The 26,851-nt window shown below is 36.2% G+C and carries 17 protein-coding genes; 6 read left to right on the top strand and 11 right to left on the bottom strand.

Going from position 1 to position 26,851, the window contains the following annotated elements:
- Positions 1-37: 37 nt before the first annotated feature.
- Positions 38-2,182, bottom strand: a complete 2,145-nt coding sequence (locus tag BMW64_RS06265) for an alkaline phosphatase PhoX (protein ID WP_089999152.1) — start codon at positions 2,180-2,182, stop codon at positions 38-40.
- Positions 2,183-3,216: 1,034 nt separating this feature from the next.
- Complete coding sequence (locus tag BMW64_RS06260) at positions 3,217-5,052, bottom strand: cytochrome-c peroxidase (RefSeq protein ID WP_089999151.1); 1,836 nt, start codon at positions 5,050-5,052, stop codon at positions 3,217-3,219.
- Positions 5,053-5,276: 224 nt separating this feature from the next.
- Here BMW64_RS06260 and BMW64_RS06255 point away from each other — a divergent pair, with 224 nt between their 5' ends.
- Complete coding sequence (locus tag BMW64_RS06255) at positions 5,277-6,131, top strand: nucleoside phosphorylase (RefSeq protein WP_089999150.1); 855 nt, start codon at positions 5,277-5,279, stop codon at positions 6,129-6,131.
- 100 nt (positions 6,132-6,231) lie between these two features.
- Here BMW64_RS06255 and BMW64_RS06250 read toward each other — a convergent pair whose 3' ends face one another.
- Positions 6,232-7,425 carry a hypothetical protein gene (locus tag BMW64_RS06250; RefSeq protein ID WP_089999149.1) on the bottom strand — a complete coding sequence of 398 codons (1,194 nt, stop codon included), beginning with the start codon at positions 7,423-7,425 and terminating at the stop codon, positions 6,232-6,234.
- A gap of 176 nt (positions 7,426-7,601) precedes the next feature.
- Here BMW64_RS06250 and BMW64_RS06245 point away from each other — a divergent pair, with 176 nt between their 5' ends.
- Positions 7,602-7,901, top strand: coding sequence for a hypothetical protein (locus BMW64_RS06245; protein ID WP_089999148.1), 300 nt, complete (start codon positions 7,602-7,604; stop codon positions 7,899-7,901).
- A gap of 118 nt (positions 7,902-8,019) precedes the next feature.
- Positions 8,020-8,835, top strand: coding sequence for an enoyl-ACP reductase FabI (locus tag BMW64_RS06240; protein WP_089999147.1), 816 nt, complete (start codon positions 8,020-8,022; stop codon positions 8,833-8,835).
- A gap of 130 nt (positions 8,836-8,965) precedes the next feature.
- Here the strand turns inward: BMW64_RS06240 and BMW64_RS06235 are convergent, their stop codons facing one another.
- The 7 genes from BMW64_RS06235 to BMW64_RS06205 all read right to left on the bottom strand — a co-directional run bounded on the left by BMW64_RS06235 (position 8,966) and on the right by BMW64_RS06205 (position 20,586).
- Positions 8,966-10,405, bottom strand: a complete 1,440-nt coding sequence (locus tag BMW64_RS06235) for a glycoside hydrolase family 30 protein (RefSeq protein WP_089999146.1) — start codon at positions 10,403-10,405, stop codon at positions 8,966-8,968.
- Positions 10,406-10,472: 67 nt separating this feature from the next.
- A complete protein-coding gene (locus tag BMW64_RS06230) occupies positions 10,473-11,279 on the bottom strand; it encodes a glycoside hydrolase family 16 protein (protein ID WP_089999145.1) in 807 nt (268 codons plus the stop codon).
- A gap of 80 nt (positions 11,280-11,359) precedes the next feature.
- Positions 11,360-13,582, bottom strand: a complete 2,223-nt coding sequence (bglX, locus tag BMW64_RS06225) for a beta-glucosidase BglX (RefSeq protein ID WP_089999144.1) — start codon at positions 13,580-13,582, stop codon at positions 11,360-11,362.
- Between the two features lie 163 nt (positions 13,583-13,745).
- Positions 13,746-15,224: a glycoside hydrolase family 30 protein gene (locus BMW64_RS06220; RefSeq protein ID WP_089999143.1), complete on the bottom strand. Its 1,479-nt coding sequence runs from the start codon at positions 15,222-15,224 to the stop codon at positions 13,746-13,748.
- 18 nt (positions 15,225-15,242) lie between these two features.
- A complete protein-coding gene (locus tag BMW64_RS06215) occupies positions 15,243-16,103 on the bottom strand; it encodes a hypothetical protein (protein ID WP_089999142.1) in 861 nt (286 codons plus the stop codon).
- A gap of 12 nt (positions 16,104-16,115) precedes the next feature.
- Positions 16,116-17,663, bottom strand: coding sequence for a RagB/SusD family nutrient uptake outer membrane protein (locus BMW64_RS06210; protein ID WP_089999284.1), 1,548 nt, complete (start codon positions 17,661-17,663; stop codon positions 16,116-16,118).
- Positions 17,664-17,676: 13 nt separating this feature from the next.
- A complete protein-coding gene (locus BMW64_RS06205; protein ID WP_089999141.1) occupies positions 17,677-20,586 on the bottom strand; it encodes a SusC/RagA family TonB-linked outer membrane protein in 2,910 nt (969 codons plus the stop codon).
- Positions 20,587-20,745: 159 nt separating this feature from the next.
- Here BMW64_RS06205 and BMW64_RS06200 point away from each other — a divergent pair, with 159 nt between their 5' ends.
- The 3 genes from BMW64_RS06200 to BMW64_RS06190 all read left to right on the top strand — a co-directional run bounded on the left by BMW64_RS06200 (position 20,746) and on the right by BMW64_RS06190 (position 24,065).
- A complete protein-coding gene (locus BMW64_RS06200) occupies positions 20,746-21,951 on the top strand; it encodes an MFS transporter (protein ID WP_228400858.1) in 1,206 nt (401 codons plus the stop codon).
- A gap of 23 nt (positions 21,952-21,974) precedes the next feature.
- Positions 21,975-22,766: an NUDIX hydrolase gene (locus BMW64_RS06195; protein ID WP_089999139.1), complete on the top strand. Its 792-nt coding sequence runs from the start codon at positions 21,975-21,977 to the stop codon at positions 22,764-22,766.
- Positions 22,767-22,886: 120 nt separating this feature from the next.
- Entirely contained in the window at positions 22,887-24,065 is a 1,179-nt protein-coding gene (locus BMW64_RS06190) for an acyl-CoA dehydrogenase family protein (protein WP_089999138.1), read from the top strand.
- An 89-nt stretch (positions 24,066-24,154) separates the two neighbouring features.
- Here the strand turns inward: BMW64_RS06190 and BMW64_RS06185 are convergent, their stop codons facing one another.
- Positions 24,155-26,848 carry a PD-(D/E)XK nuclease family protein gene (locus BMW64_RS06185; RefSeq protein ID WP_089999137.1) on the bottom strand — a complete coding sequence of 898 codons (2,694 nt, stop codon included), beginning with the start codon at positions 26,846-26,848 and terminating at the stop codon, positions 24,155-24,157.
- Positions 26,849-26,851 lie beyond the last annotated feature (3 nt).

Genomic DNA, 26,851 nt, shown 5'->3' with positions numbered 1-26,851 from the left:
ACATAATATTACCGGCAGCTGTATAAATATTAATAATTTATTTTTTCAACAGTTTTACGGTCTGTTGGAATCCTCCTTCTGCTTCGATGTTTAAAATCAATACTCTGGAAGTTTCAAGCTGTTTTGTAAAATCCAGATCTAACATTTTGTTCAACCCTGAATATTTCTGAGTGAAAACGATTTTACCGTCAATGCTGTAGGCCGTTACTGCAATATTCTTTAATCCTTTCGGAGAATTGATTTTCACGATTCCTGAGGTAGGATTTGGCGCAACAGTTACTGTATTCTCAGCATGGGTATCGATAGTTCCCAATGTTCCGGCAGTTCCTAAATTGTTTTTCAGAGCGATTACTACCGTTGCAGATTTTCCTCTGTAATCAATGGTGTTTCCTGTAGCATCAATATCGGTAGAAATGGTAGCATCGGGATGTTGCACAGAGAAGAATCCGAATTTATGATCCGGTGTAAAGGTAAGGCCTGTCGGTTCCGAACCTGCCGGCATGGAAGCAAATAATCTCACTTTAGGATTAGCCTGCGTATGATCCGGAGCAATTACCCAGATGTAATTTTTACCTCCATCCTGCAACACCCAAAGATTTCCAAGCTCATCAAAAGTAAGGTTGTCGTTTCCGTCTCCCCATGCTTCCGTTTTTGTTCCCTCTGCAGTATCGAAAGAGTAATTTGTTGTAAGACCTCCTACGAAAGTTTCCACTTGCGAAGCGGTCATTCCGTCGTCTTTTAATCTGTAAACTTTATTCAATCCTTTAGCTGTAAAATATATTTTACCATCAATCGGACTGATATCCACATCTTCAACGCCGTTGAAAGAAGTTCCTCCTAATGATAATGCAAGAGAAGCCGTATTATTCTGATCTGCTTTCATTTTATTAGGAACCTGAACCCATGTTGCCGTTGTTGCCACAGGATCTCCACCGCTTAATCCCTGATCCAGTTTTAATACATAAAGATTTCCTGAAGAAAGATTGTTCGGCGTATCCATTACATATTTGTATACCATGTGCGTTCCGCCATCTTCACCGTAATAGGCTATGGTTCCGGCGTTGTTGATTACAACATTTTCGTGATTCATGATACCCATCTGCCAAAGTTTTCCTTTAGAACCGTCTGTATTCTGAGAAATAACCTGAGCCGTTGCAGGATCGATTTCTACCAGCCATCCGTAGTCCTTCATTCCATCTGCATTCACGTCATTGGAAGTGGTCTGCTCTTCTGCCGTAACGATGGTTCCCCAAGGGGTAATACCTCCCGAACAGTTTCTGATCGTTTGCACAAGGCTTGGCGCTGAAAAGCTTACTGCTCTGGATCGTGTCAGCTCCCAAAGTTTAGTCGTCGCATTGTAGTTGATCTCAGCCATCGTAACACCACCAGGATTGGTTTCATGGTTTACGGAAAGATAACCGTTGGTACTGCTTGCGTTTTTCGCAACGTATGCTGTGAAGTCATTCTGTCCGCCTACTAATCCTCCTCCTTCGGTATAGTTGTCTCCTTCTTTAAGGATCAACTGATATTTATGTTCAGTAGGGATGATCAGTTTTCCGGTTTGTGCTGTTGGTACGATAGAGGTAAAGCAACTAATATGAGTAGCATTACAAGAAACAGGATTCACTGTAGTTGTAGTCTTAAGATAGGCATCTATTCTCAGATCCGAACTTTCAGCACCTCTGTTGTGAAGCTCTATAGAGATTCTGTTATTTCCGTTTACAAATTTAGATTTAGGAATTGTAAAAACATTATAAACATTTTCTGCAGAGCCGCTGATGGTCGTACTTGACCAGGTAGTGAAATCGACTGCTCCTGACGGCATATTGTCTCTTACGACTTCTTCACCGTTAAGATAAACAATAATACCATCGTCTCTCATTACTCCCAATTCCATATTTGATGACAGATCATTAAGATTTACGGTAAAATCTTTAGCAAAATAAGCTGTTATAAGCCCGTCAGCTGTCGTTGTTGTTACAGGATCACCATACCCCAACGGGCCGTTACCCTGTGACCATGCAGATACATCATAATTGGCATTTTTCCATTGTGAAGCCAATGCGGTGTTGGTGTCATTGTATCTCCAGGAAGAATTCTTGTTGAAGATAAAGGTCTGTGCATTCAATAATGAACCCGTGACCATTGCAAGAGCTGCAACTGTTAGTAGTTTTCTTTTCATTTTAAATTTCGATTTATTAAACACGACAAAGCTATTTTTTTACTGTGAATCCCCTATTAATAGGAGTTTAAATAAACCTGTACAAATATTAATTAATGGAAAACTTAATGTTAATGGGGTTAAGTTTGTGTTAATGATGTTCCTGATTTTATGGTTTTAAACAAATGAGTCACATTGGATTTTAGATTGATGGCAAAGACAATAAGAGAACACATAAAAAAAGTCCATTTAAAATGTTTGGGCAACCTCTTTTTCTACGGCTGAAATTAAAAAAGTAAATTTTTATGCTCCAGGAGGAGCAATATCTGTGTAGTAGAAAAACATTGGCATATCGCAAGCACGCCGTAGGTGTGCTATGATAAGATAGAACTCCTCTGGAGTTCCGGTACAAGATGCTGATATTGATCTACACAGATATTGCTCCGACGGAGCAAATCCTACACTGCACGTTGTTGATGGTTGTTTTTTATGAATTTTGCTTTCTTCACATGGCTAATGTCGTATCTCACTTGGATTTCTCCTTACTTCATGTGGATGATGGCTCTTTTTCATCAATTATTCCTTACTGCATATGGATAATGGCATTACTTTACCAGGATTATTGTCTACTTCACATGGTTAAAGTTGATTTGCACCAGGTAAATAACGTTTTGCAGTAGATTAATGGCAATTACGCAAGGTAAATAGCTGTTTGCAACAGGTTAATGGCGTTTTACATATGATTAAAATCGATTTGCAGTAGATTAATGGCGATTATTCAAGGTGAATATGGCTTTGCAGCAAGTAAATGGCGTTTTAAATATGATTAAAATCGGTTTGCAATAGGTAAATGTTCTTTATATCTAGCTAAAATGGAGATGAATGTGCGTCCGTCTGTTCGAGTGTTTTTTGGGGTGAAGCGGAGAAAAATGTATCGAGAACTTATGGGTGCTACCGATAGGCAGTCCAATTTCTCGATACGATTTTTTCAAAATCTACTCGAAGTGACGAAAATAACTGGATACACTACTATGTAATCTTAGAGGTATGTATCATTAATTAACCTTCGTTTTACTAATGTCGGTAAGTGAATTTAGAAATGCGATGATTTGTTTAATTTCAGTCTTTGAAAGATTCAGCTTTTCGGAATCGAGGGTTTGATTTTTCATTTTTAAACCCAGGCCTTCTCCCCCACCTTCGTTGTAAAAATCCAATACTTCTTCCAACGTATTGAAAGCTCCATTATGGAAATACGGTTTTGTGAGGGCAATATTTCTTACGGTAACCGTCTTGAAAGAGTTTTCATAAATCCATGAGTTTTCTTTTCTTACCGGACTGTTTATTCTTCCTTTGTCAGCATCGAGCTCAAGTGGTTTTTGATTAATAGGTTTTGCGGTTACGCCAAGCACTTCAGATTCATTTTCATTAAAGAATGGTGGAACCAACCCAGAGAAGTTGGGTGCAAAGTGGCACGTAGCGCAGTTGGCTTTTCCCATAAACAAATTGAACCCTTTTTGCGCATCTTGAGAGATTTCTTTTTCATTTCTCATGAACTTATCAAAACCACTTTCGTAAGAATATAATGAAGCAACATATGAACTTAATGCTTTAGAAAAATGCTCGCGGCTAATGTCACTTTTTCCGAAAGCGGTTGTAAAGGCTTTCTTATATTCCGGTTTAGATTTTAATTTTTTAATGATATTTTCGTAGCTGGTATTGAATTCATCTTTATTATAGATGACATGTTCGGCCTGTTGTTCGAGGTAAAAAGCTCTTAGGTCATAAAAGAATCTTTTGGCAAAAACGGCATTATATAGTGTTGGCGAATTTCTCAATACGGTCTTTCCATCGACATTGCTTTGGGATTTTGCTTTAAGATCTGTGAAAGCATTTTCTGGAAGATGGCACGTGGCACAGCTCATTTTTCCATTGTCACTGATGGCCTGATCATAGAAAATCTTTTTTCCCAGTTGTCTTAAGGCTTCGTTGTCTTCTTCTTTTTTCAGCAACTTATAAAAGTAAGGATCAAGGAAATCACTGCTGAAAAATTCTGTGCTTCCTGCATTCCATCCGGAAAATTCTTTGAGATCGTCGCTTCTTCCATCCCAGCTTCCGAGTTCTTTGTACAAAGGCTGGATATATTTTTTGTAAAATTCTATCCGGTCGAATGTTTCAAAATCGGTATGGACTGAAAGATATTGTATTCCTGAACTCAATAACTGATCGGCCTTTTCAGTATTATAATTTTTAAAATAGGAATCATCATTAATATATTTTTTCATTCCTGAAAAAGCGTGGCTGGCCTCTTCGGAAATATTAAGGGAGCCGGGCGTATCAAAACCGGTGACACCTAAACTGTATATCCGGATCAGTTCGATTCTTAAAGGCAAAGTCTTATTGTTTCCCTGGCTTAATCCATTTTTTATTGAACTTAAATAAAAGCTTGCATAGCTGTTAAACAGAAAGTCAGTGATTGTTTTAATTTCTTCTTTATTTTCTTCTGCTTCGTCGGAAAATATCAGTTCATCCAAAACCTGGAGACCTTCCGGAGGAAGTGTGTAGGAAGTTGTACCCGCCGCTTCAATATGAAATAAAGGAGCCGCATTGAGATGTGTTTTAGTGAATTCGGGATAATGGTAGGCAACATAGAATTCTATTTCCTTGAAAGCGTTTCTTGTCTCTTTTAATGTTTTGCGAAGATCTTCAAGGGATATTTTATTTTCAGAAAATCGATAAGCATCTGATTTTAAATGATCAAGTTTTGTTTTAAAATCCGTTAAGCCCTTTGTGATTGTGGAATTTTCGATTTCAACACCTTTCTGCACAGGATTAAAAGACATTACGGCAATGCCCAGCAAGATAAAAATAACAGCTAACGGATAAAACTTCATTTCATTTTTTGCGCAAAACTATGGATAGGGAAACATTCGTAGGTTACCACAATTTTAAATTTGAATTAAATAATGTTTACGTTTCAAGTAAAGGAATTTTTATTAATTTTAAACCCCAAAATCACATTCATGATTAAATGATCCGTTTCTATACGATCTTTTTAAATGGAGGGGGATATTTGGGGAGGATTTATTCAAATTTTTAATTCAAATAAAAACATAATATGCTTAATAAACTTGCTGCTTCAGAACTTGTTCTGAACGAAGACGGAAGTGTTTATCACCTTAATCTTCTACCTGAAGATATTGCTGAAAAGATCATTCTTGTAGGAGATCCGGACCGCGTTGCGAAGGTTTCAAAATATTTTGACACGGTTGAAATCCGTAAAAACAAAAGAGAATTTTATACTCACACAGGAACGCTTCGTGGGGAAAGAATCACAGTAATGTCTACCGGCATCGGTACGGAAAACATTGATATTGTCATGAACGAGCTTGATGCTCTGGTGAATATTGATCTTAAAAATAAAGAATTCAAAACTGAACATTCAAGTCTGCAACTGTTCAGAATGGGAACCTGCGGAAGTGTAAATCCGGATGTGCAGGTTGACAATATGCTTGTAACGCAAAACGTGGTAGGTCTTGACGGACTGATGCATTTTTATCAGGATTATAAATTTGAGAACGAGTTTTCAAAAAACTTTCTGGAAAAGTTTCCATATTCTACAATTAAACCGATGCTTTATTTCTCAGAATGGTCTGAAGAACTGGGAAACCTATATAAGGATGCCAGGTATCACGGAAATACGGCGACATTCCCGGGATTTTATGCTCCACAGGGAAGACAATTGCGTTTAAAATCCTTAGATGATCAATTCCTGGAAACCTTAAACGATCTTGGTATTACCAATTTTGAAATGGAAACTTCCGCTATTTATGCTTTTTCTAAACTTTTAGGTCATAAAGCCATCACCGTAAACAATGTGATTGCTAACAGAAGACGCGGAGAATTCTCTGCCGACCATCATGCTTCTGAAAAGAAATTGATTGAATGGGTTTTAGAGAGAATCATTAAGTAGACTTTATATTTAAAAGAAGATAATAACGAAAAAGGATTTCAATTTGAAATCCTTTTTCCATTAACAAAAAAACAAAAACAATTATTATTAACAAATCCTCCTAAAATTCATTAATTGTTACATAAAAATGCGCGGAATTTAAACTCTCTGCGTTACCGGCTATATTTGTCAGATTAATAGTGATATTGGAAGTCGACGTTAATCTCGGATTTGATATTGAAAAGGTAGAATTTCCTGCAAAGTCATTCGCAGGTGTAACATTAATTGTAGCTTTTGTCGTGGAAGGAATAAACCCTGTTGGAATGGTAATATTCAAAGTTGTCGTTTTGCCTGCCGGGAGATTGTTGATTGAAACACCTGGCCAGACTTCAAAACTGATCTGATTTTTTTGTACCGTTCCTAAATTCCCCAGCTTATACTGTCCATTAACATCCAATTTTGCAGTAGTGTTGGGTGTGCTGGTACCAATACCAACATTAGCATTGTTATCTCCTATAACAATTGCATTATATTGAAAGGTTGATGCATTATAGCCTATTGCACTAGAGTTCTGACCCTGAGCTGTTGCTCCTGAACCTAAAGCAGTGGAATTCTGTCCTGAAGTTTTAGACTGAAAACCAACAGCAGTTTCGCCGTTGGAAGCTGTTTGTGCTCCATACCCTATCGCAAGAGACTGGTAGCCGCTAGCAGTTGTATTTTTGCCTATAGCTGTAGCTTCATTATTATCTGCTTTCGCTGTATATCCTATAGCAGTTGCCTGATAAGCCGCATTAGAATTATTACCAATAGCAATAGCATTTTGCGATGCATTTGACGAACTTCCGAAACCTATGGAATTATTAGCTCCCAATCTTCCGGCAATCGCTGTATTTACTTTAAAAATAAGATCATCATTAGTAGAGGTTCCGAGTGATAAATTGGTATTAGCACCACTATAAGTTCCTGCGTTATTTCCTGAAGTACTCCAGCTGCCAGAACTGGGAGGTGCTGTAGTAACTGTAGCCATTTGATTCCATTGGGAGTTGTTCCAGAAATAAAATCCTGTTGCAGAAACACCGCCCAACCCGTTATTCCATATTAATAAACCATTGGCAGGTGATGGAATTGTAGCAACATCTGTTGTGGAAGTCAATGCTATCCTTGGTATGAGAAGGCCTTTGTTTCCGGCAGTAATATCCAGCATTGCAGAAGATACCGGATTTGGAGTGCCTATTCCAACCTGAGCCTTATTTAAATTTGAAAATAAAAACAATATACTTGTTAATATTATCAAAAGTTTGGTTTGTTTTTTCATCTTTCGTGTTTATTTTGGTCTGATTCACAAATATAATAATTGCTAACAAATAAAAATTAACTGAATAAAAAAAATTAGCTAAAAATCAGATTATTTTTTATGAAAACTTTAACAGTGCAGTATGGGTTTAGGAATAGTTATTGTTAAATTATTATCATCACTAAAATATTTTTATTATGAATAATTCAGAATACAACAAAGCAGAAAATGCAGTAGATCATACTGAAAACTCTTTAAAAAATGCAGCCGATAAAACAAAGTGGAAAGTTGAAGAACTTGCTGACAGAGCTAAAGATTATATCAATGAAAAAAGAGCAAATGATGAAGAAGCAAGACATGAAGACTGGCTGGACAGAGCAAAGAATAATGTATCAGACGCATGGGAAAATGTAAAAGATAAAGCAAATGATGCATGGGAAAAAACCAAAGATGCAGCAGAAGATGTGAAGGCAGAATGGAACAAAAAAACAAATTAAATTTCAGTCATATAAATATTTTCAAGAAAAACGGGGTCTTTTTATAGAAGGCTCCGTTTTTTATTATGTAATAAACACAAATATTGCTACATTTGTACATTAATAAACATTAAAAAATATGTCATACGGTTTACTTAAAGGCAAAAAGGGAATTATATTTGGAGCCCTTAATGAACAATCGATCGCTTGGAAAGTTGCAGAAAGATGTCACGAAGAAGGCGCTGAATTTATCTTGTCTAATGCTCCAATTGCTTTGCGAATGGGAGAACTAAACGGATTAGCAGAAAAAACGGGTTCTGAAGTAATCGGTGCAGATGCAACTTCTTTAGAAGATCTTGAAAAACTTTTTGATGCCGCTGTTGCAAAATTTGGTAAAATCGATTTCATTCTTCATTCTATCGGAATGTCTATCAATGTAAGAAAAGGAAAACATTATACAGAAATGAACTACGACTGGTTAGAAAAAGGATGGGATATTTCTGCCGTTTCTTTCCATAAAGTAATGCGTGTGGCGTGGGAAAAAGACTGTATGAATGAATGGGGAAGCATTCTTGCTTTAAGCTATATTGCTGCTCAAAGAACGTTCCCTGATTATAATGATATGTCTGACAACAAAGCTTATCTTGAAAGCATTGCAAGAACTTTCGGAGGTTATTGGGGAGAAAGAAAAGTGCGTGTAAATACGGTTTCTCAATCTCCTACTCCCACTACTGCCGGTAGCGGTGTAAAAGGCTTCGGAGGTTTCCTAGGATATGCTGAAGATATGTCTCCTCTGGGAAATGCCACGGCTCTTGATTGTGCCAACTACTGTGTAACGCTTTTCTCTGATCTTACGAAGAAAGTAACGATGCAAAACCTTTTCCATGACGGAGGTTTCAGCAGTTCAGGTGTTACTCAAAAAGTAATCAGCAAATATGATTCTGAAAACAATTAAAAATTGTTTTAAAGTATAGTAAACCGGGAATATTCTTCCGGTTTTTTTTGTTTTAAATTATAGAATAGAAAATAATTTCGGCGGCATCTTCGATGCCGCCGAAACATTAAAAATAATGTTAATATGAAGTTTATAAAATTACGGTCTGTATAGAGTGTGCAGGTGCTGCCAGTTTTGCAGACATTCCTTCAATCCAGAGATTGGCATCAATATCATTATCGGAATCATTCATAATTACCGTTACCAATTGTCCGTTCTCATTCATGAACGTGGTGGAAGTAAGCGCTACCCTATTTGATGAACTTCCGATTCTTTGCGCATTAGGCTTAATGAATTTTGAGACGTGCCCAACATAATAATATTCATAAGTATAGTGCACTTCACCTGTTTTTGTATCGGCAATAATGGGTGCAAAGCAGAAATTTCCTACATGATTTGGCCCTCCGGTTTCATCGAGAAGAACATTCCAGTCGGTCCATAAAGCGGTACCTTTGTTAAAGTCATTCAACATATTTCTTCCGTACAGCTCACCCAATTTTACGTCATAAATTTTAGACATATCAAACTGTTCTTTACATCCTTCTGTAAATGCCAGAAATTTGTCTGGGAAGGCTCTTTGGGTTTCAGAAAGGTTATCAAAAAGTTGTGTTTTATTGTTCCAGGTTTCATACCAGTGGTATCCTATTCCGGAAGCATATTTTGAAGTTTCAGGATCACTCAAAGTTGTGGTTGCTCTTTGATATATCAGGTCACGGTTGTGATCCCAAATCATTACCTTTTTATCTTTAAATCCGTTCTTCCAGAGCGTCGGTCCTAAATTATTTTTAAGAAAATCTCCTTCCTCTTCGGCCGTGTAGATACATGACTCCCAGGTCTGCGTTGCCATGGGTTCATTTTGAACTGTCAATCCCCACACATTTATTCCTCGTTTTTCGTACTCTTTTATGAATTTAACATAATAATCTGCCCAGGTCTGATAAAAAGCATTTTCAAGTCTTCCGCCTTTCAGCATACTTTTATTTGATTTCATCCATGCAGGTGGACTCCATGGCGAAAAATATAACGTAAAATCTTTTCCTATTGTTTTCTGAGCCTCCTTAATCATGGGTATCTTATACTTCTCATCATGAGAAACATTAAAGGTCTTCAAAGAAGTATCATTATCCTGCACATAAGTATATGAATCACTTGAGAAATCACATGAATTCATATTCGTACGCACCACAGTATATCCCAATCCGTTCTTCCCGTAGTAGGCTTCAATGATTTCTTTCTGTTTATTTTTTGGAAGTTTATAGAATGTTTCGGCTGCAGCATCCGTAATAGCGCCGCCTATACCGATTAATTTCTGGTATTTAAAATCCGGATCTACAAAAATACACGCATCAATTTCTTTAGGTTGAGCCATTTTTTCAAACTTCACATTTCCTTTATCAACCATTTTTTCATTGGTTTTAGAATTGGTAAGAAAAACTTTTGCTGTTTTCCCTGCATTCTTTTTCCAATAATTTTGTGCATTGGCATTAAATGCAACACCTATCACAAAGCAACTTACAATTAGCTTTTTCATTTATTTCTTCTTCTTTTTTCTATTCTTTTTATTGTAATTTATGTGGTCTAAATCTTAACCTTTCACCTTATTTATTTTGGTAAACCCGTACATAATCGATCTCAAACTTCTGAGGAAAAACAGTATCATCGATTCCTTCTTTACCGCCCCACAATCCTCCTACGGCGAGATTTAATATTATAAAATAAGGTTGGTCAAAAGGCCAGGCACCATAGGTTTTCTCCTTATTTTCATAAGTGAAAAATTTCTTATCATCAACATAAATATCGATCTTTTCAGGCGTCCAGTCTGCTTTGTAAACATGAAAGTTTTCACTGACATCCTTTACGAATATTGTATCTGTTTTCTGGGTATTAATTTTATGGTTATAATTTTTGGTATGCGCCGAAGCATGGATGAATCCCTGGTTATATCCCACATGTTCCATAATATCCAACTCACCGTCATCCGGCCATCTTTTCATTTTTTCACTCATCATCCAAATGGCTGGCCATGTGCCACGGCCTTTAGGTAATTTAGCTCTAACTTCAACAGTTCCGTATTCAAAAGAAAATTTACCTTTTGTAAGAAGTCTTGCTGAAGTGTATTTGTTTTCTTCCCAGTTTTCTTTTTTTGCTTCGATAATAAGGTTTCCTTTTTCTACTCTCGCGTTTTCGAGACGGTTTTTGGTATAAAACTGTAATTCTTCATTTCCAAATCCGTGACCTCCGATATCGTAATTCCATTTGGTGGAGTCAGGTAATCCTTTATAATTAAACTCATCCGACCATATCAGTTTCTGGCCAGGATGCTTGTTAGCAGTGCAGTTTAATAAAGAGAAGGCAAGACTTCCTCCGATGACTACATTAAAAATATATTGAAGTTTAATTTTCATATTGAAAGTTTTGTTAAAAACATCTGTTTTTTACCACCAAAAGCGGGTATTATCCCGCTCTTAGTAAAGTAAACTATTTATTATTTAGACCAATTAATTCTCTTTGTCTGGACTTCCTGTGAATTGGTTCCTACCATGATGTCGAAGTCGCCACTTTCCCAGTCGAAATTTAATTCATCATCATAAAATTTCAGATTTTCAGGTGTTAAAGTGAAATTTACTGTTTTGCTTTCCCCTTTTTTAATGAAAACTTTCTGAAAGCCTTTCAGTTCTTTCACCGGTCTTACCACTTTTCCGAACAAATCTCTTATGTATAGCTGAACCACCTCTTCCCCATCGTAATTTCCGGTATTGGAAACTCTTACACTGATGTTTAATGTCTGATTGCCTTTAAGATTCGTTGAACTTACACTCATATCCGAATAAGTAAATTTAGTGTAGCTTAGGCCATATCCAAAAGGGTATTTCGGATCATTGTCCAAATCAATATAAGCAGAAACATAATTTCTGTCTGTATTGTTCTTGGCTGGTCTTCCCGTGTTGTAATGATTGTAGTAAACAGGTATTTGCCCTTCTGTTCTTGGAAAACTCATTGGAAGTTTTCCTCCTGGATTCACTGCACCAAAAAGGACATCTGCAATAGAATTGCCTGCTTCCGTACCCAGCCACCATGTATACATAATTGCCGGGATATTGTCTGCAGCCCAGTCAAAAACCAAAGGTCTTCCTGCATTGATCATTAAAACAATCGGCTTTCCTGTTTTTGCAATTTCTTTTAAAAGATCTTCCTGAACTCCGGAAAAATGGATATTGCTTCTGCTTTTCGCTTCACCGCTCATTGCATGACCTTCACCTAAAGTCATAATGACAACATCTGCTTTCTTAGCCGTTTCCACAGCTTCTGCAAACATGGATCTGTCCTGATCATCAACATTTGCACCTTTTGCATACAGTAATGTTGAGTTTTTATCAAGTTGATTTTTAATCCCGTCAAATTGTGTTACAATTCTTTGATTATCATCTTTAAATGCAACCGACCAGAATCCGTGGTTGGCAGTAGTTTCTTTCCCGAAAGGACCAATCAGGGCGACCGTTTTTGTTGATCTCGAAAGAGGCAGAATATTTTTTTCGTTCTTTAATAAAACAATACTTTTAGATCCGAATTCTCTGCCGAATTTTCTGTTTTCATTATTATTGGTCTGCTCTTTTTGTCTTTTTTCGTTGCTGAAACGATAAGGATCATCAAATAATCCCATTTCGAATTTCTTAACTAAAATTCTTCTGGCAGCATCATCAATGAATTTAGGATCAACTTTTCCTTCCTGAACTAATTTTGGAAGTTCAGTCATATAGGCACGGCTTTCCATATCCATATCACTGCCTGCCGTAATTGCTTTTTCTGCAGCTTCTTTATTGTCTTTTACATATCCGTGGTTCACCATTTCGCCAATACTTCCCCAGTCAGAAACGACAAATCCTTTGAAGTTCCATTTTCCTTTTAATAAATCTCTTAAGATATATTTGTTGGCCGTGGCCGGTATTCCGTTGATGTCATTAAAAGAGTTCATGAAAGTTGCAACACCGGCTTCTGCCACAGCTTTGAAAGGTGGTAAATAGGTTTCGTTTAATTGTCTTAAACTCATATCTACCGAGTTGTAATCTCTTCCTCCAACAGCTGCTCCGTATGCCGCGAAATGCTTAGCACACGCCATGATGGCATCGAGATTTCCAAGTCCTTTTCCCTGAAAGCCACGAACTCTTGCCAGACCGATCTGTGTACCAAGATAAGTGTCTTCACCCGAGCCTTCCATTACTCTTCCCCATCTCGGATCTCTTGCGATGTCTACCATTGGTGCAAAAGTCCAGTGGATTCCGTAGGCTGATGCTTCGGTGGCTGCAATTCTTTCAGATTTTTCGATTAATCCTAAATCCCAGCTTGCCGCCTGTCCAATATTTACGGGAAAGGTTGTTCTGTAACCATGAATTATATCTAAACCAAATAATAATGGAATTTTTAATCTTGAGTTTAAAGCTAATTCCTGAAATTTCCTGGTTTCTTCTGCTCCCGCTACGTTGAGCATCGAGCCCACTTTCCCTTGTTTTATTTCATTTAATACATTCGCAGAGTTGGAATTTTGTGGTCCTGTGGCATATTCAAAACCACTGTACTGAACCAACTGTCCTACTTTTTCTTCCAATGTCATTTTCGACAACAATTCGGAAACCTTTTGATCGATGGTCTTTTGTCCGAATGCATTCATTCCAAACGCTGTCATTGCCAATAAGAAATAAGCTCTTTTCATTTATAATTTTATTTTTGATTATCCGCTTTTGCTGTTTTGTTAATACAAAGTTCGCAAAGATTCTTTTATTAACTGATTGTTTTAAAGTTTACAAAGACATTCTATTTAACAAAAGAACAAGAAGTTTTTATTCTTTACAAATTTCAGATAATCATATTTTAACTTAAAAAATATAAGTTGCTGTTGAACTTGCCGGAATTGTTACCGGAGCTGTTTTCTGATTATATTTAATATTAAATGCTTTATCCGCTGAATTGCCATTTTGAACGATCAATACAGTTTTTCCAGCCGGTGTTTTGAAAGCTACTGTTGAAAGATTATCTCCTTGTGTAGATTCAATTCTCTGAGAATTTGCCGGAACAAATTTCGAGGCATGAGCGATAATATAATAGGCCACATTTTTTTCATAGTTGCCAGATCCGTTTATGGTAACAGCGCCCTTACATTGTGTACATCCGCCTGGTGTATGAGGACCGAATGAAGCATCATTTGCCACATTCCACTCCAATGCTGTTCGGCTCCAGTTTCTCATAGATCCAATAATAATATTTTTAGTATGCCAATCCAAATCTCCTCCGAAATTTCCTGTAGAGCTTGTCCATTGTTCTGTAAAATACACATTTTTACTAGGAAATAAGTTGTGAACTGTACTTAAAGCCGAAATATCCCCCGCATATAAATGAAAAGCTGATCCGTCAACATATGGATTTGCACCGGAATCATTTAAAACAGCCAATGGATAAGCAGGATTGTCACAGTTGTGATCGTACGCAATAATTTTTGTAGTAATATTCGCAGCCTGAAAAGCTGGGCCCAAATTATTTTTAATAAAAGTTGCCTGCTGTGTAGCTGTCATATACATACTCGGATTATTTCCCGGATGCAAAGGTTCATTTTGAGGCGTAATCGCATCAATTTTAATTCCCTGCGCCTGCATGGCTTGAATGTATTTTACGAAATATTGTGCATAGACACCATAAAATTCAGACTTTAGGCTCCCTCCGACACTATTTCCGTTATCCTTCATCCAAACCGGTGGCGACCACGGTGTTGCCAATATTTTAATATTCGGATTGAGTGCAAGAATGTCTTTTAGCATCTGAATTACCGCCTGATCTTTCGTCAAACTAAATTGAGCTAATGTAGGATCTGTCTGTCCTGCAGGCATATCATCATAAGAGAAAACTTCACTGTTAAGGTCAGAAGCTCCGATACTTATTCTCAGATAACTGACACCAATACCTGAACTGCTGAACAGATCGTTAAGTAATTCTTGCTTTTTGGCAGCGCTTAACTGATTAATTACCTGCACACTTCCGCCCGTCAAAGTATATCCGAATCCATCAATCGTCTGGAAAACCTGTGAAGCATTCACTTCAATAGATGTTCCTGAAGCTGAATTTCCGGAAAAATATGCTGTATTCTGTTGCTGCAATTTTATTGACTGATCTCCTTTCGTGACCCAAACCTGTACAGGATCTCCGGATGTATTTCCACCTCCGTTACTTCCTGAATTATCGTTATTATTGGCCAGATCAGAAGACGTACTGCTGCAGTTTAAAAAAGAAAGAAGCGCTACACCGCAAAGTGCAGCACTTCTAAGTACGAAACTATATGAATATTGTGAATATTGTAATTTCATTAATTTAATTTAGGTTGATTAAGTAGTTTTTCTTATTTCAACTTTATCAACACTTAAGCTGTTGACTGTTTTTCCACCACATTTAATTACTAAATAGACTGTTCCAGTAGTTGTTGCAGTATAAACACCGCCGTTCTTACTAGCATTACAACCTATTGCAGAAACTTTCCCTCCAAATGCCGTTTTGCCACATCCGTCCCAAGTATTAATATTTCTGTAAACACTACCACTAACGTCATTCCCCGGCGCTGGTAAGCTGTTTAACATATAAACCTCAAACCATGTATCTTCCAGACCCGTTGCAGATGAAGCTACCATATCTATAGCATACTTCTGTCCTGCTACGACATCTATGGCCTGATAAAAAGCTTGCTGATTACTATTTGAAGCAACAATTATAGCTTTTCCATTGGCAAAAACCCATTGCGCGCCGGTAGAGCTTATTGGAAAAATAGTCCATTTTGAAACTTCATCAGGAGTATCAAATCTTCCACCTTGGATAATATTTCCCGCAACAGGATCTGAAGTAGGAACTACAATAGTTTGGCTAGTCATACCCCCAGACTGTCCGCCAATACCAACAGCACTATGCTGAACGACATACGTACCGGCATCTGGCAGGAAAATATCCATTTCATTTTTTCCATTTACAAAACCATCACCATCAATATTCCATTGTGAATTGATAAAACCAACATTATTATCATTCACTCTTTTTAAATGATAATGATTCTCACTTGTTTTAGTAATGGTAAACTTTGCATCAACGGCTGGCTGTGTCAATCCGTTTCCCTCTTCTACCGAATCAGGAGTACAAGCCGCCAGAAAAAAAGCAGCAGAACCTATTAAAAGACTTTTATTGATATATTTAGTTATCATACCTTAATTTTTTTAATATCCAGGGTTTTGTTTAAGTTGTGTATTTGTAAGTTCGTTGAAAGGAATTGGCAAAATTTCATTCTTACCTGCCGTAAATCCTCGTGATCCTAATACTGCAGGAGCATCACCCCATCTTACCAAGTCAAACCATCTGTGACCTTCACCTGCTAATTCCCTTCTTCTCTCATCTTTAATCGCCTGCATTGAAACGGGAACAGAAGTAAGTCCAACTCTTGCCCTAACTGCATCTAATAGCGCCTGAGCCCTGGAGCCTGAGCCTCCAAGCGCCTCTGCTTCCATTAAATAAGTATCTGCTAAGCGTATTGCTATATAATTTTGACGGAAATTTAGTTCTACAACTCCTGGTAAAGTAGTCTCATCTTCTGTTCTTGGTAGATATTTATTTAAAAAATATCCCGTATCTCTGAATCCCGGTGAGTAAGTAACCTTGTTTTGCTGAACCAATGCTTTTGCATTAAAAATCGTAGCATCTAATCGAGGATCCCCTTGCATAAATGTGAATAAAGCTTCTGTTGCGGGATTGAACCCCCAGCCTTTATGGATACTTGGAGCCGTATTTACAATTGGCGAAGTATCTACTTTGCCATAAGAAATAATTCCTACCATCTGATTTACAGAATTTCCTTCATCTTTTCCTGAACCCCAGAACCCCCAATCTGCATTACTGCCATTCGTATGCATTACTTCTAGAATGGATTCTGACGTGAATTTATTATCGATTACCCAAAGATCTGCAAAGTTCTTTACCAATTTATATCCATATTGACTTGTACTTCCAGGAGTTCCGTTAACTTGAGCAAATTCTGCAGCAGCCTGTGAAAACTTTTTATCATAAAGATAAATTTTTCCTAAAATAGCCCTTGCTGACCCTTGTGTAATTCTTCCCAACTCAGCTTTATTAGCTACAGGAATAGTCATCGGAAGATCATTAATAGCTGAGACAATATCACCTTCTATCTGGGTGTAAACATCTTCAGGTTTCGCCTGAGGAATGTTATAATAATCATCTGTTACTAAAATCGGCTTTAAAACCAATGGGATATTTTTGAACATTCTAAGCAATTCAAAGTAGTATAATGATCTCAAAACCTTAGCTTCTGCAACGAATCTTTTTCTTGTTTGATCATTCATGTTTGCATTAGGAATTCTATCTAATAATAAATTAGCCTTAGCAATTCCTTGATAATAATCCTTCCAGTAACTTGCGGGCATAATAACAGAATTGATTGAATAATTAGAAAATCCTTGAATCCCTGCACCATCTGAAGAATTTCCACCTCCTGAATAGAAGTCATCTGAAGCACCATTAAAAAATGTTACCATATTTTCAAATCCGCCGGAATACTTTCTCAGCATATCATATGTGGCAACAAGCCCAGAATAAGACTGTTCTTCATTTTGAAAATAATTACTTGAATCAAAAGTTCCTGTATTTTGCACATCTTCCAGATTGCTGTTATTACAAGAAATTGTTCCTAAACCAATTCCTGCAAGCATTAGAACTGAGACACTTTTATATATAAATCTTTTATTTTTCATTTTTCTCATTTAATTAAAATTGGACATTAGCACCGAAAAGAAAGGTTCTGGCTTGAGGATAATAAGCTCTATCAATACCAAATGTATCCCCTCCTGCAATTTCAGGATCATAGCCTGTATACTTTGTAAATGTCACTAAGTTTTCTGCCGTTACATAAAATCTTATCTTGGAAGCACCAATAGTCTTTGCTACATCTTTGGAAAGTGTATATCCTATTTGCACTAATTTTAAACGAAGATAATCTCCTTTCTGAAGATAATAGTCAGACATTCTTGTATAATTTTGATTAGGATCGTCTTTTGTAAGTCTTGCAATTGTATTAGAAGTACCTTCACCTGTCCAGCGACCAAGAATTGCGGTCTGATAATTAGCTTCAGGAATGTCAAGTCTTCTTAGTCCTTGGAAAATCTTATTACCTGCTTGCCCTTGCGCAAATACCATAAGATCGAAGTTCTTATAATTCATATTTAGCGTAAAACCAAATGTATATTTTGGAACAGAGTTACCAAGATTAACATAATCATTTTCATCTATTTTGCCATCTCCATTAGCATCTAACCTTTTAAAATCACCAGGTTTTGCATTAGCTTGAAGTAATCCTCCATTAGAATTTCTGTAAGCATCAATTTCTGATTGATTTTGAAAAACACCTAAGTTCTGATATCCATAGAAAGAACCGTAGGATTGACCAACCTGTAATCTTGAAACAGTTCCTAGAGTTTGGAATGAAGCAAAATTAACGTATTCTTTTCCACCTTCTAATCTCGTGATCTCGTTCTTTAAATAAGAGAAGTTACCGTTTGCTGAAATTCCAAAATCTCCCCAATTCTTTTTATATCCTAAAGTAACTTCAATACCATCATTATTCATATCCCCGATATTTCTCCATGGATTATTAATTAATCCTAAATAACCAGGCACCTCAACCTGTCTTAAAATATCTGTACTTTTCTTTCTGTAAACATCAATGCTCAAATCAAAATTTCTGAACAACTTAAGATCTGCTGCAATATTAAATTGAGAAGTTCTTTCCCATTTCAAATCTGGATTTTCTAAAGTACTTGGTGCATACCCGACATGAATAATGTTATCCCCGAAAGTATAATTACTTCCTGCAACCAGGAAGTTAGCAAATTGGAAATCTGAGATTGCATCATTTCCTAAAACTCCGTATCCACCTCTAAGCTTTAGACTGTTTAATACATTATTTTCTGGCCAAAAATTTTCATTAGATACATTCCATCCTAATGACATTGCCGGAAAAGTTCCCCAATGATTATTTTTTCCAAATTTTGAAGATCCATCTCTACGGACAGTTCCTGTAAAAAGATATCTATTATCGTAATCATAAACAACTCTTGCAAAATAAGAAGCTTTATGTGTTTCTTTTCCATCCCATGCGTTTGATGTTTTGTCTGATGGAGCTATATCAAAGTTGAAAGATGCTTCTTGCCAATCATTTGTCGGAAGATTTTTATACGTTGTATTTTGTCCGTAAGAAATATTGTACTCATAATAACCTTGTCCCAATAATACGTTTAGGTTATGTAAACCAAATTTGTTTTGGTAAGTAAGTGTATTTTCTGTATTCCATTCAAATTTCTTTTGGATTTCGCGGAATAAACTATTTGTAGAGTTTGAATTAGCAGAACTCAAATAAGATTTAGGGGTAAATGCCTGATTTCCCCAATAGGACAGTTTACCATTTATACTTGATTTAAAATTGAAATTTTTATTAATTTTTAAATCACCAAATACGTTAGCAACAATGTCATCGGACCATCTGTATCTTCCTCTTTGTGTTTCTTGAAACGCCAAAGGGTTTGTCATTTCCTTACTTACGTAGTGTGATATTCCATAAGGGTTTCCATTTGGATCTCTTATAATATTGGCATTGTTTGTATAGTCACTTGGAAAAGGCTGGCTAGAAACATTATCAACTATAACAGGAGTCGTAGGATCTAGGTTGATCGCAGAACTCAAAGGGCCTCCAAACTCGTTATTATCACTAATCCCCTGTGCTTTTACATGGGTATATGCAAAAGTTTGACCTATAGTTAAAAAGTTGAAAACTTTGTGTGTTGAATTAAATCTAGCATTAATTCTTTTGTAATTTGAAATGTCTCTTAATACAATACCATCTTGGTCATAGTAACCAAATGACGTATAAAATGTTGATTTATCATTTCCTCCATTAAGACTAAATTCATGTGACTGACGTTGAGCACTATTGAAAATTTGTTTTTGCCAATCACTCCCTACTCCATAAGAGTTTGGATTGGAGAACATTGGTGAATGATTATCATTTACATTTGCCTCATTCATAATGGTTGCATATTGGGTTGCATTTAATAAATCTAGTTTTCTCGCGGCACTTCCTACTCCAAAAAAACCGTTATACGCAATATTCATTCTTCCCTTGGCACCCTTTTTAGTAGTAATTAGAACTACACCTTTTGCTGCAGAAACACCATAAATTGCAGCAGAAGCACCATCTTTAAGAATTTCCATTCCTTCAATATCAGATTGATTTAACCATCCAATATTATCTACTACAATACCATCAACTACCCATAAAGGATCATTACTTCCTGCCCCGAAACTTGTGATCCCGCGAACACGTATTGTAGGAGCACTTCCTGGTTGTCCAGAATTTGAAATTACAGAGACACCTGCTGCCCTACCTTGTAGCACCTGTTCGGGTCTGCCAGCTACGGGCGCATTGTCAATATCGCTGGCTTTAATACTTGAGATCGCACCTGTCACGTTACTCTTCTTCTGGGTACCGTAACCGATCATTACCACTTCCTCGATTTTCTGCTCTTTCGGAAGGGTGTCACTCTTTGTGTTCTGGGCATTGAAATTTGCAGTAAAATAGAGCACTGCAACCATTCCCAAACTTCTAGATATTCTTACATTCATATACAGTTAGTTTTTTAATTCTCAAATTGAGACAATAAAAATATATTTTTTTTCTTTTATTTAACATTTTATTAATAAATATTTTAATTTTTCGTTTATTTTTGGGGGTTTAAAGGCATAATTTTTATCTTTAAAACTGCAAATTTTCCTCAAAATTTAATGATAAGAGTCCCCAAAATGATAAGCAACCATTCCAAAATATCACTTCCTTTGAAGCTTACTTTCCTGATTTTTTCAATCGTGCTCAACTGTATGGGCATCGTGATTCTCCAGCTTTCGGAGGCAAAAGTTACGTATGAGAAGCTTGGATTTCTGGAATCATTTAAGGATCTTCCGATAGCTCTTATTTCACTTTTTGCAGTGAACTTTATCAGCAGATTCGGAACAAAAAAGTCACTTATTCTCGCTTTAACAATTGTTGGGATTTGTTCCCTTATTTTACCCTTCGTAGAAGTTTTCTGGTTTTATAAGTTATGGTTTGCCATTATCGGAACATGTTTTGCCATCGGAAAAATATGTGTTTTTGGTATTATCCGGAATAATATTTCAGAGGAAAAGTCGCTGGCAAAAACGATGAACAATGTCGAAGCATCCTTTATGATAGGGATTTTCTTGGTCAATACAGGTTTCGGATGGTTGATTTCGAGTCAGTTTTCCCAATTCTGGAAATTTGGTTTTTTATCTGTTTCGATATTATCTGCCATCGCGATTTTTTTGTTTTTGAAACTTCCGATAGCTGAACCGGCAAAGATTGAAAAAGAAAATATCATAAAAGATCTTTCAACATTATTCAATCCGTTATTGATCATTTTTTTAGCGATCATCTTTTCAATCGTTTTTCTCGAACAGAGCTTTAATTCCTGGCTGCCGTCCTTTTATAAAAAACACTTGAAAGTAAATTCATTTTTTGCACTACAGGCTTCTTCTTTTCTGGCATTGTTTTCATATATAGGAAGAACGATCACCGCAAATATTATTCATCGGTTTTCATTATCAAAATATTACATTTTTTGTATATCATTAATTGTGATAGTATTAGCAATCATCATCGGAATACAGTTTGTAGATACACAGGATTCAAAAGCGTTACTCTTTCTATTTCCCGTTATTGGATTGTTTTTGTCGCCACTCTACCCTGTTATCAATTCTAAAATGATTGCTAAAATTGATAAATCTAAAGCCAATCTTTTTACTTCCCTAATTGTTATTTTCTCTTCACTGGGCAGTTCTGTGAGCTCAATTATGATGGCTGCTTTGTTTGGAAACCAATTATTAAGTTTTTATTCTGTATATATTTTATCTTCTGTGCTTGTGATATTTATAATTAGCTTAATTTATTTTAGATTTGCAGATGAAAAAATTTAGAAAATAATTTTATTTTTACTCCCATGAAAATCAATACCGAAAAAAACAAAGAAACACTTCAGGAACTCATTGATACAAAAGACTTTGTTGCCCATGTATCTGTAGACTGCACTATATTTGGTTTTCATAATAACATTCTGAAAGTTCTGCTTCTGAAATACCACGATCTCAATTTATGGGCCCTTCCCGGAGGTTTTGTATTCAACGATGAAGATCTTCGGGAAGCAGCAGCACGTGTTTTATACGAAAGAACGCATTTGAAAGACATTTTCCTGAAGCAGTTTCATACATTCGGGAGAATCGACAGAACAGAGAATAATATCCACCAGATTTTATTAGAAAATAAGGGAATAGAGGTTCCTAAAGACCACTGGATCTTTCAGCGATTTATTACCGTGGGATACTGCAGTCTCATCGATTTTTCAATTGCCAACACTTTCCCCGATGCTTTCAATGAAACCTGTGAATGGGTGGAAGTCAACAATTTACCCAATATGGCTTTTGACCACGACAGAATTATTGAAACCGGATTGGAATATTTGAGAATGAACATCAATACAGAGGTTGCAGCCAGTAATCTTCTTCCTGAAAAATTCACGATGAAAGATCTTCAGTGTCTGTATGAGACGATTTTAGGTGAAAAATTCCGAAGAAATAATTTCCAGCGTAAAATACTTAGCTTAAATATATTAGACCGACTTGAGAAGCTCTATGACGGTTCTGCCAATAAGGCACCCTATCTGTATAAGTTTAAAAACAGAATTTATAATCCTACCAGCCAATATCCTATTTCCAACGAAGCGGCGGAAAACTGATTTTTAATTAAATGATTAAGTTCTACATTTAAAATGCTAAAAATCAACAAATAAACGACATCGAAAAAAAATTTTTCTGAATACCTTAAAAGTCTTATTTTTAGAAAAATTAAAAATATAATGTCATATTATTCCCTTACAAGCATTCCCGATTATTACGGGATTGATTCCTTACTTACCGAAGAACATAAACTTATCCGACAGTCAATAAGAGACTGGGTAGAAAGTTTTGTAATGCCTCAGATAGATCATGCTGCACAAAACCATACCGATATTCCTAATTTAATGAAAGAATTGGGACAAATCGGAGCTCTTGGTCCTTACATTCCTGTGGAATACGGAGGTTCCGGGCTTGATCAGATTTCCTACGGATTAATCATGCAGGAGCTTGAAAGAGGTGACTCTGCAGTGCGCTCTGCTGCTTCTGTACAAAGTTCTTTGGTGATGTTTCCCATTAATGAATTTGGTTCTGAAGAACAAAAAAGAAAATATTTGCCTAAATTGGCTGCCGGAGAAATGATCGGTTCTTTCGGCCTTACCGAGCCTAATCACGGGTCAGATCCCGGTTCTATGGAAACGAATTTCAAAGATATGGGAGATCATTATCTTTTAAATGGTGCTAAAATGTGGATCACCAATTCGCCACTTTGCGACATAGCAGTAGTCTGGGCAAAAAATGAAGAAGGTAAAGTGCAGGGACTTATCGTAGAAAGGGGAATGGAAGGCTTTACCACTCCTGAAACCCACAATAAATGGAGTCTAAGAGCTTCAAAAACAGGGGAATTGGTATTTAACAATGTAAAAGTGCCTAAAGAAAATCTGCTTCCTGGTGTTACAGGCCTTAAAGGCCCTTTATCTTGTTTAAATTCAGCTAGATATGGAATTTCCTGGGGTGTAATCGGAGCTGCTATTGATTGCTATTGTACAGCAGTTCAATATGCTAAAGAAAGAAAACAGTTCGGAAAGCCAATCGGATCTTATCAGCTTCAGCAGAAAAAACTGGCAGAATTCTTAACAGAAATCACTAAAGCCCAGTTACTTTGCTTACAGTTAGGTAATCTTAAAAATGATCATAAAGCAACACCGGCACAAATTTCTATGGCCAAAAGGAACAATGTAAAAATGGCGATTGATATTGCAAGAGAATCCCGTCAGATCCTTGGTGGAATGGGAATCATGGGCGAATTTCCGATGATGAGACACGCGGCTAATCTTGAGTCCGTGATCACGTATGAAGGAACGCATGATGTTCATTTATTGATCACTGGTCTTGATATTACCGGAATAAATGCATTTTAATTATAAATGGTGATTCGAGAAACTCACTGTAACTCTCTGTAAATCATATTACACACAAAAAGGTGGCTGAGGACTTCGAAGTCACCTTTTTAATTGGAATATGCTTTAATCTCCTCTACAAAATTAATCTCCGGATTCAGGATTTCTTCAATCAAACTTTTAACAGATTTCATGGCATCCTCAATATTTCCTTTTTCAAACTGTAACGAAACAACGCCTTTTTTTGCTTCAGCAAAACTCCATATTCCCGTTTCGACAGGCATGCCCCAGAATTCGGGTAAATTTTCGACCACATATTGATAAATACAAAGCTGTAAAGCCTGTTTTCTATCACTGTTATGAAAATATTCGTCGATTTTATCTTCGTCAATTTTCACAATAAGATTTTTTATTTTAGCCGTTTTATAATCAATAATTCTTAGCGTTCCGTTCAGTCTGTCGATTCTGTCAATAAATCCGAAAAAAGAAATTTTATCTGTTTCATTTAAATAAAAATCTACCCCTTGAAAACGCTTTTCGATATCAATAATCTCTAATATATTACCTGCTTTTACCAATTCTAAATCATGATTAAGAATTGTTTCAATCACTTTTTTAGCTATCGCTTTATGAATGAAATTCATGCCTTTATCGTAAAATTCAGGCTGGTGTTTTAATTTGTCAATAGCGATTTCAATATATTGATCTATAGCTTTAATTGAGTTCTTTAAATCATTCTCTTTTAAAATTTTACCTTTTAAAGATTCATATACTTCTTGAAGTGAATAATGAACCAGATTGCCATAATTTCTGACGGAAAGTTCTTCCTCAATTTCATCAGTTTCTGAAGTATTCAATATCTTGGAAAGATAAAAATCAATCGGATTATAAAGATAGCTCGTAAGATGTGAAGCAGAAACTTTTGATTTCCATTTTTCAAGTCTTTCTAAAACAATTTCTGTCTTCTTAATTTCGATTGGTTGCGTAATAATTGGTTCAGATGAATTTTCAATGATCAGGTGCTCAATTTGATGGGAGCTTTCCATTTCGATCTGGGTAATAAATCTGCTTTTTTCCCCTGTATTAACTCCTGAACTCAACGCATTAAACAACAAGTGAACATTCTTAGAATCCTGGATTAGACGGTAAAAATGATATGCGTATATGCTGTCATTTTCTAAAAAAGTATGAAGATCAAAAAACTTCCGTACATCAAAAGGAATATAAGTATTCTGCGAATTTCCCAACGGAAGCTTTCCTTCATTCACAGATAATAAAATGACATTTTCAAAATTCAGAAGACGCGTTTCTAAAAGCCCCATAATTTGAAGTCCTCTTAAAGGTTCGCCTTGAAAATCAATACTTTCAGAATTGATATGCTGATTAATAAGAATTTCCAGCGTTTCCATTCGGATCTCAAACTGATACGGAGCCAGCTGGTTTTTAATGATCCTGAACGCATTTTCAAAATGAGATACATTTTCATATTGAATATCATCAATTTCAAGCCATTTTATCTGTCTGCAAAATGCAATCAGTGCATCTAAATAGTCATTAGTTGAAACAGCTTTTTGAAGCAGATTAAAATAAGAAAGGTTGTCTAAAAGCTCATTCATAAGCTTTTTAGAGATATAAACTATATTTCTTTCTTCAATTTTAGTTTTAAAATTATTGATAATCAGCTCATCCTCAGTAGATTTCGGAAGCTCTTCAAGGATAGGGAAAATATCTCGGTAGTAATAGGATGATTTGTTTTTCTCCAGTTGTTTCTGAAGATAAAAAAGCTGTTTGACAGCATTTGAAAAGGAAAGATTTTTCAATGGAAAACCCATTGTAATATTCAGATTCTGAATCCCATACATGACATCTAAACTTGCAGGAAGCAAATTTTCGTCCAATAAAACAACGGCTGTATTCGAATATGTTTTATTCTCGATCTCTTTAAAAATTTCAGGCAAAATTTTCGTCTGGGTAATATTTCCTGAAACTTCGTAGACTTTTATATTTTTAGGTTGATTAAAATCGTCTTCAATCCAATTGAAAAGACGGCTGTCATTAAATTCTTTCCAGGTTTTATGATTTCTGAGAAATTTTCCTGCTTCCTGCCTTTCATCATCAAAATAGTATCGGTCGGCCTGGAAAAAACACTGTCCTTTATTCCATTGTAAAAGGGTTCTTACCAGCTTTTCTTCTACTGGAGTAAAGGCATTGAATCCACAGAAAACGAATTGTTCTTTTGTATTTTTGGCAAATTCTTCAATTCTTTTTTTCGCTGTTTCATGAATCATTCCGGAAGTTCCCCACTCTTTTTCCTGCAGTTTTTTCTTCAATACCGGAAGAAAAACATTCATATTTTTCCAGAAATTAAGGAATTTTTTTCTCGGCACATCATCGTTTTCTCCAAGATTTTGTGCCCAGTCTTTGATCCTTTCTTCATCAAACATATATTGCAGAACAGCCTGATCATTTTCCGAAAATTTCATCATGTCATCCCAATCTTTCTGCAAGGTAGGGAACCACTTCAAGAATTCAGAAAAATCATCATTTGGGATAAGGTTCAGACTTTTATAGACATCAAAAGCAAAAAGCCACAATGAAATCCCCTGAATTTCCTGTTTATCTGCAATCCGGTGAATTAATTCCTCAACTGTAAGAAAATCAGGAAGAAAGCCCGAATAATTTCTTTCTTTTAAAATCTCACGGATAAAAACAATTGGTCTTTTTCCGGGTAGAACGATACTGAACCCTGAAAGATCAGTGTTTTGGGCAAGAAGTTCATCAATAATTTTGTTCAGGAATTTCAAGAC

This window comes from Chryseobacterium taichungense (assembly GCF_900109935.1).
GTDB lineage: Bacteria > Bacteroidota > Bacteroidia > Flavobacteriales > Weeksellaceae > Chryseobacterium > Chryseobacterium taichungense.
Note: the sequence above shows the minus strand (reverse complement) of the source record. Positions and strands in the feature narration are given on the sequence as shown.

What these genes read in the sequence shown, in the direction of transcription:
- BMW64_RS06265 (WP_089999152.1), bottom strand. Translation starts at nt 2,182, where the DNA reads ATGAAAAGAAAACTACTAACAGTTGCAGCTCTTGCAATGGTCACGGGT.
- BMW64_RS06260 (WP_089999151.1), bottom strand. Translation starts at nt 5,052, where the DNA reads ATGAAGTTTTATCCGTTAGCTGTTATTTTTATCTTGCTGGGCATTGCC.
- BMW64_RS06255 (WP_089999150.1), top strand. Translation starts at nt 5,277, where the DNA reads ATGCTTAATAAACTTGCTGCTTCAGAACTTGTTCTGAACGAAGACGGA.
- BMW64_RS06250 (WP_089999149.1), bottom strand. Translation starts at nt 7,425, where the DNA reads ATGAAAAAACAAACCAAACTTTTGATAATATTAACAAGTATATTGTTT.
- BMW64_RS06245 (WP_089999148.1), top strand. Translation starts at nt 7,602, where the DNA reads ATGAATAATTCAGAATACAACAAAGCAGAAAATGCAGTAGATCATACT.
- BMW64_RS06240 (WP_089999147.1), top strand. Translation starts at nt 8,020, where the DNA reads ATGTCATACGGTTTACTTAAAGGCAAAAAGGGAATTATATTTGGAGCC.
- BMW64_RS06235 (WP_089999146.1), bottom strand. Translation starts at nt 10,405, where the DNA reads ATGAAAAAGCTAATTGTAAGTTGCTTTGTGATAGGTGTTGCATTTAAT.
- BMW64_RS06230 (WP_089999145.1), bottom strand. Translation starts at nt 11,279, where the DNA reads ATGAAAATTAAACTTCAATATATTTTTAATGTAGTCATCGGAGGAAGT.
- bglX (WP_089999144.1), bottom strand. Translation starts at nt 13,582, where the DNA reads ATGAAAAGAGCTTATTTCTTATTGGCAATGACAGCGTTTGGAATGAAT.
- BMW64_RS06220 (WP_089999143.1), bottom strand. Translation starts at nt 15,224, where the DNA reads ATGAAATTACAATATTCACAATATTCATATAGTTTCGTACTTAGAAGT.
- BMW64_RS06215 (WP_089999142.1), bottom strand. Translation starts at nt 16,103, where the DNA reads ATGATAACTAAATATATCAATAAAAGTCTTTTAATAGGTTCTGCTGCT.
- BMW64_RS06210 (WP_089999284.1), bottom strand. Translation starts at nt 17,663, where the DNA reads ATGAAAAATAAAAGATTTATATATAAAAGTGTCTCAGTTCTAATGCTT.
- BMW64_RS06205 (WP_089999141.1), bottom strand. Translation starts at nt 20,586, where the DNA reads ATGAATGTAAGAATATCTAGAAGTTTGGGAATGGTTGCAGTGCTCTAT.
- BMW64_RS06200 (WP_228400858.1), top strand. Translation starts at nt 20,746, where the DNA reads ATGATAAGAGTCCCCAAAATGATAAGCAACCATTCCAAAATATCACTT.
- BMW64_RS06195 (WP_089999139.1), top strand. Translation starts at nt 21,975, where the DNA reads ATGAAAATCAATACCGAAAAAAACAAAGAAACACTTCAGGAACTCATT.
- BMW64_RS06190 (WP_089999138.1), top strand. Translation starts at nt 22,887, where the DNA reads ATGTCATATTATTCCCTTACAAGCATTCCCGATTATTACGGGATTGAT.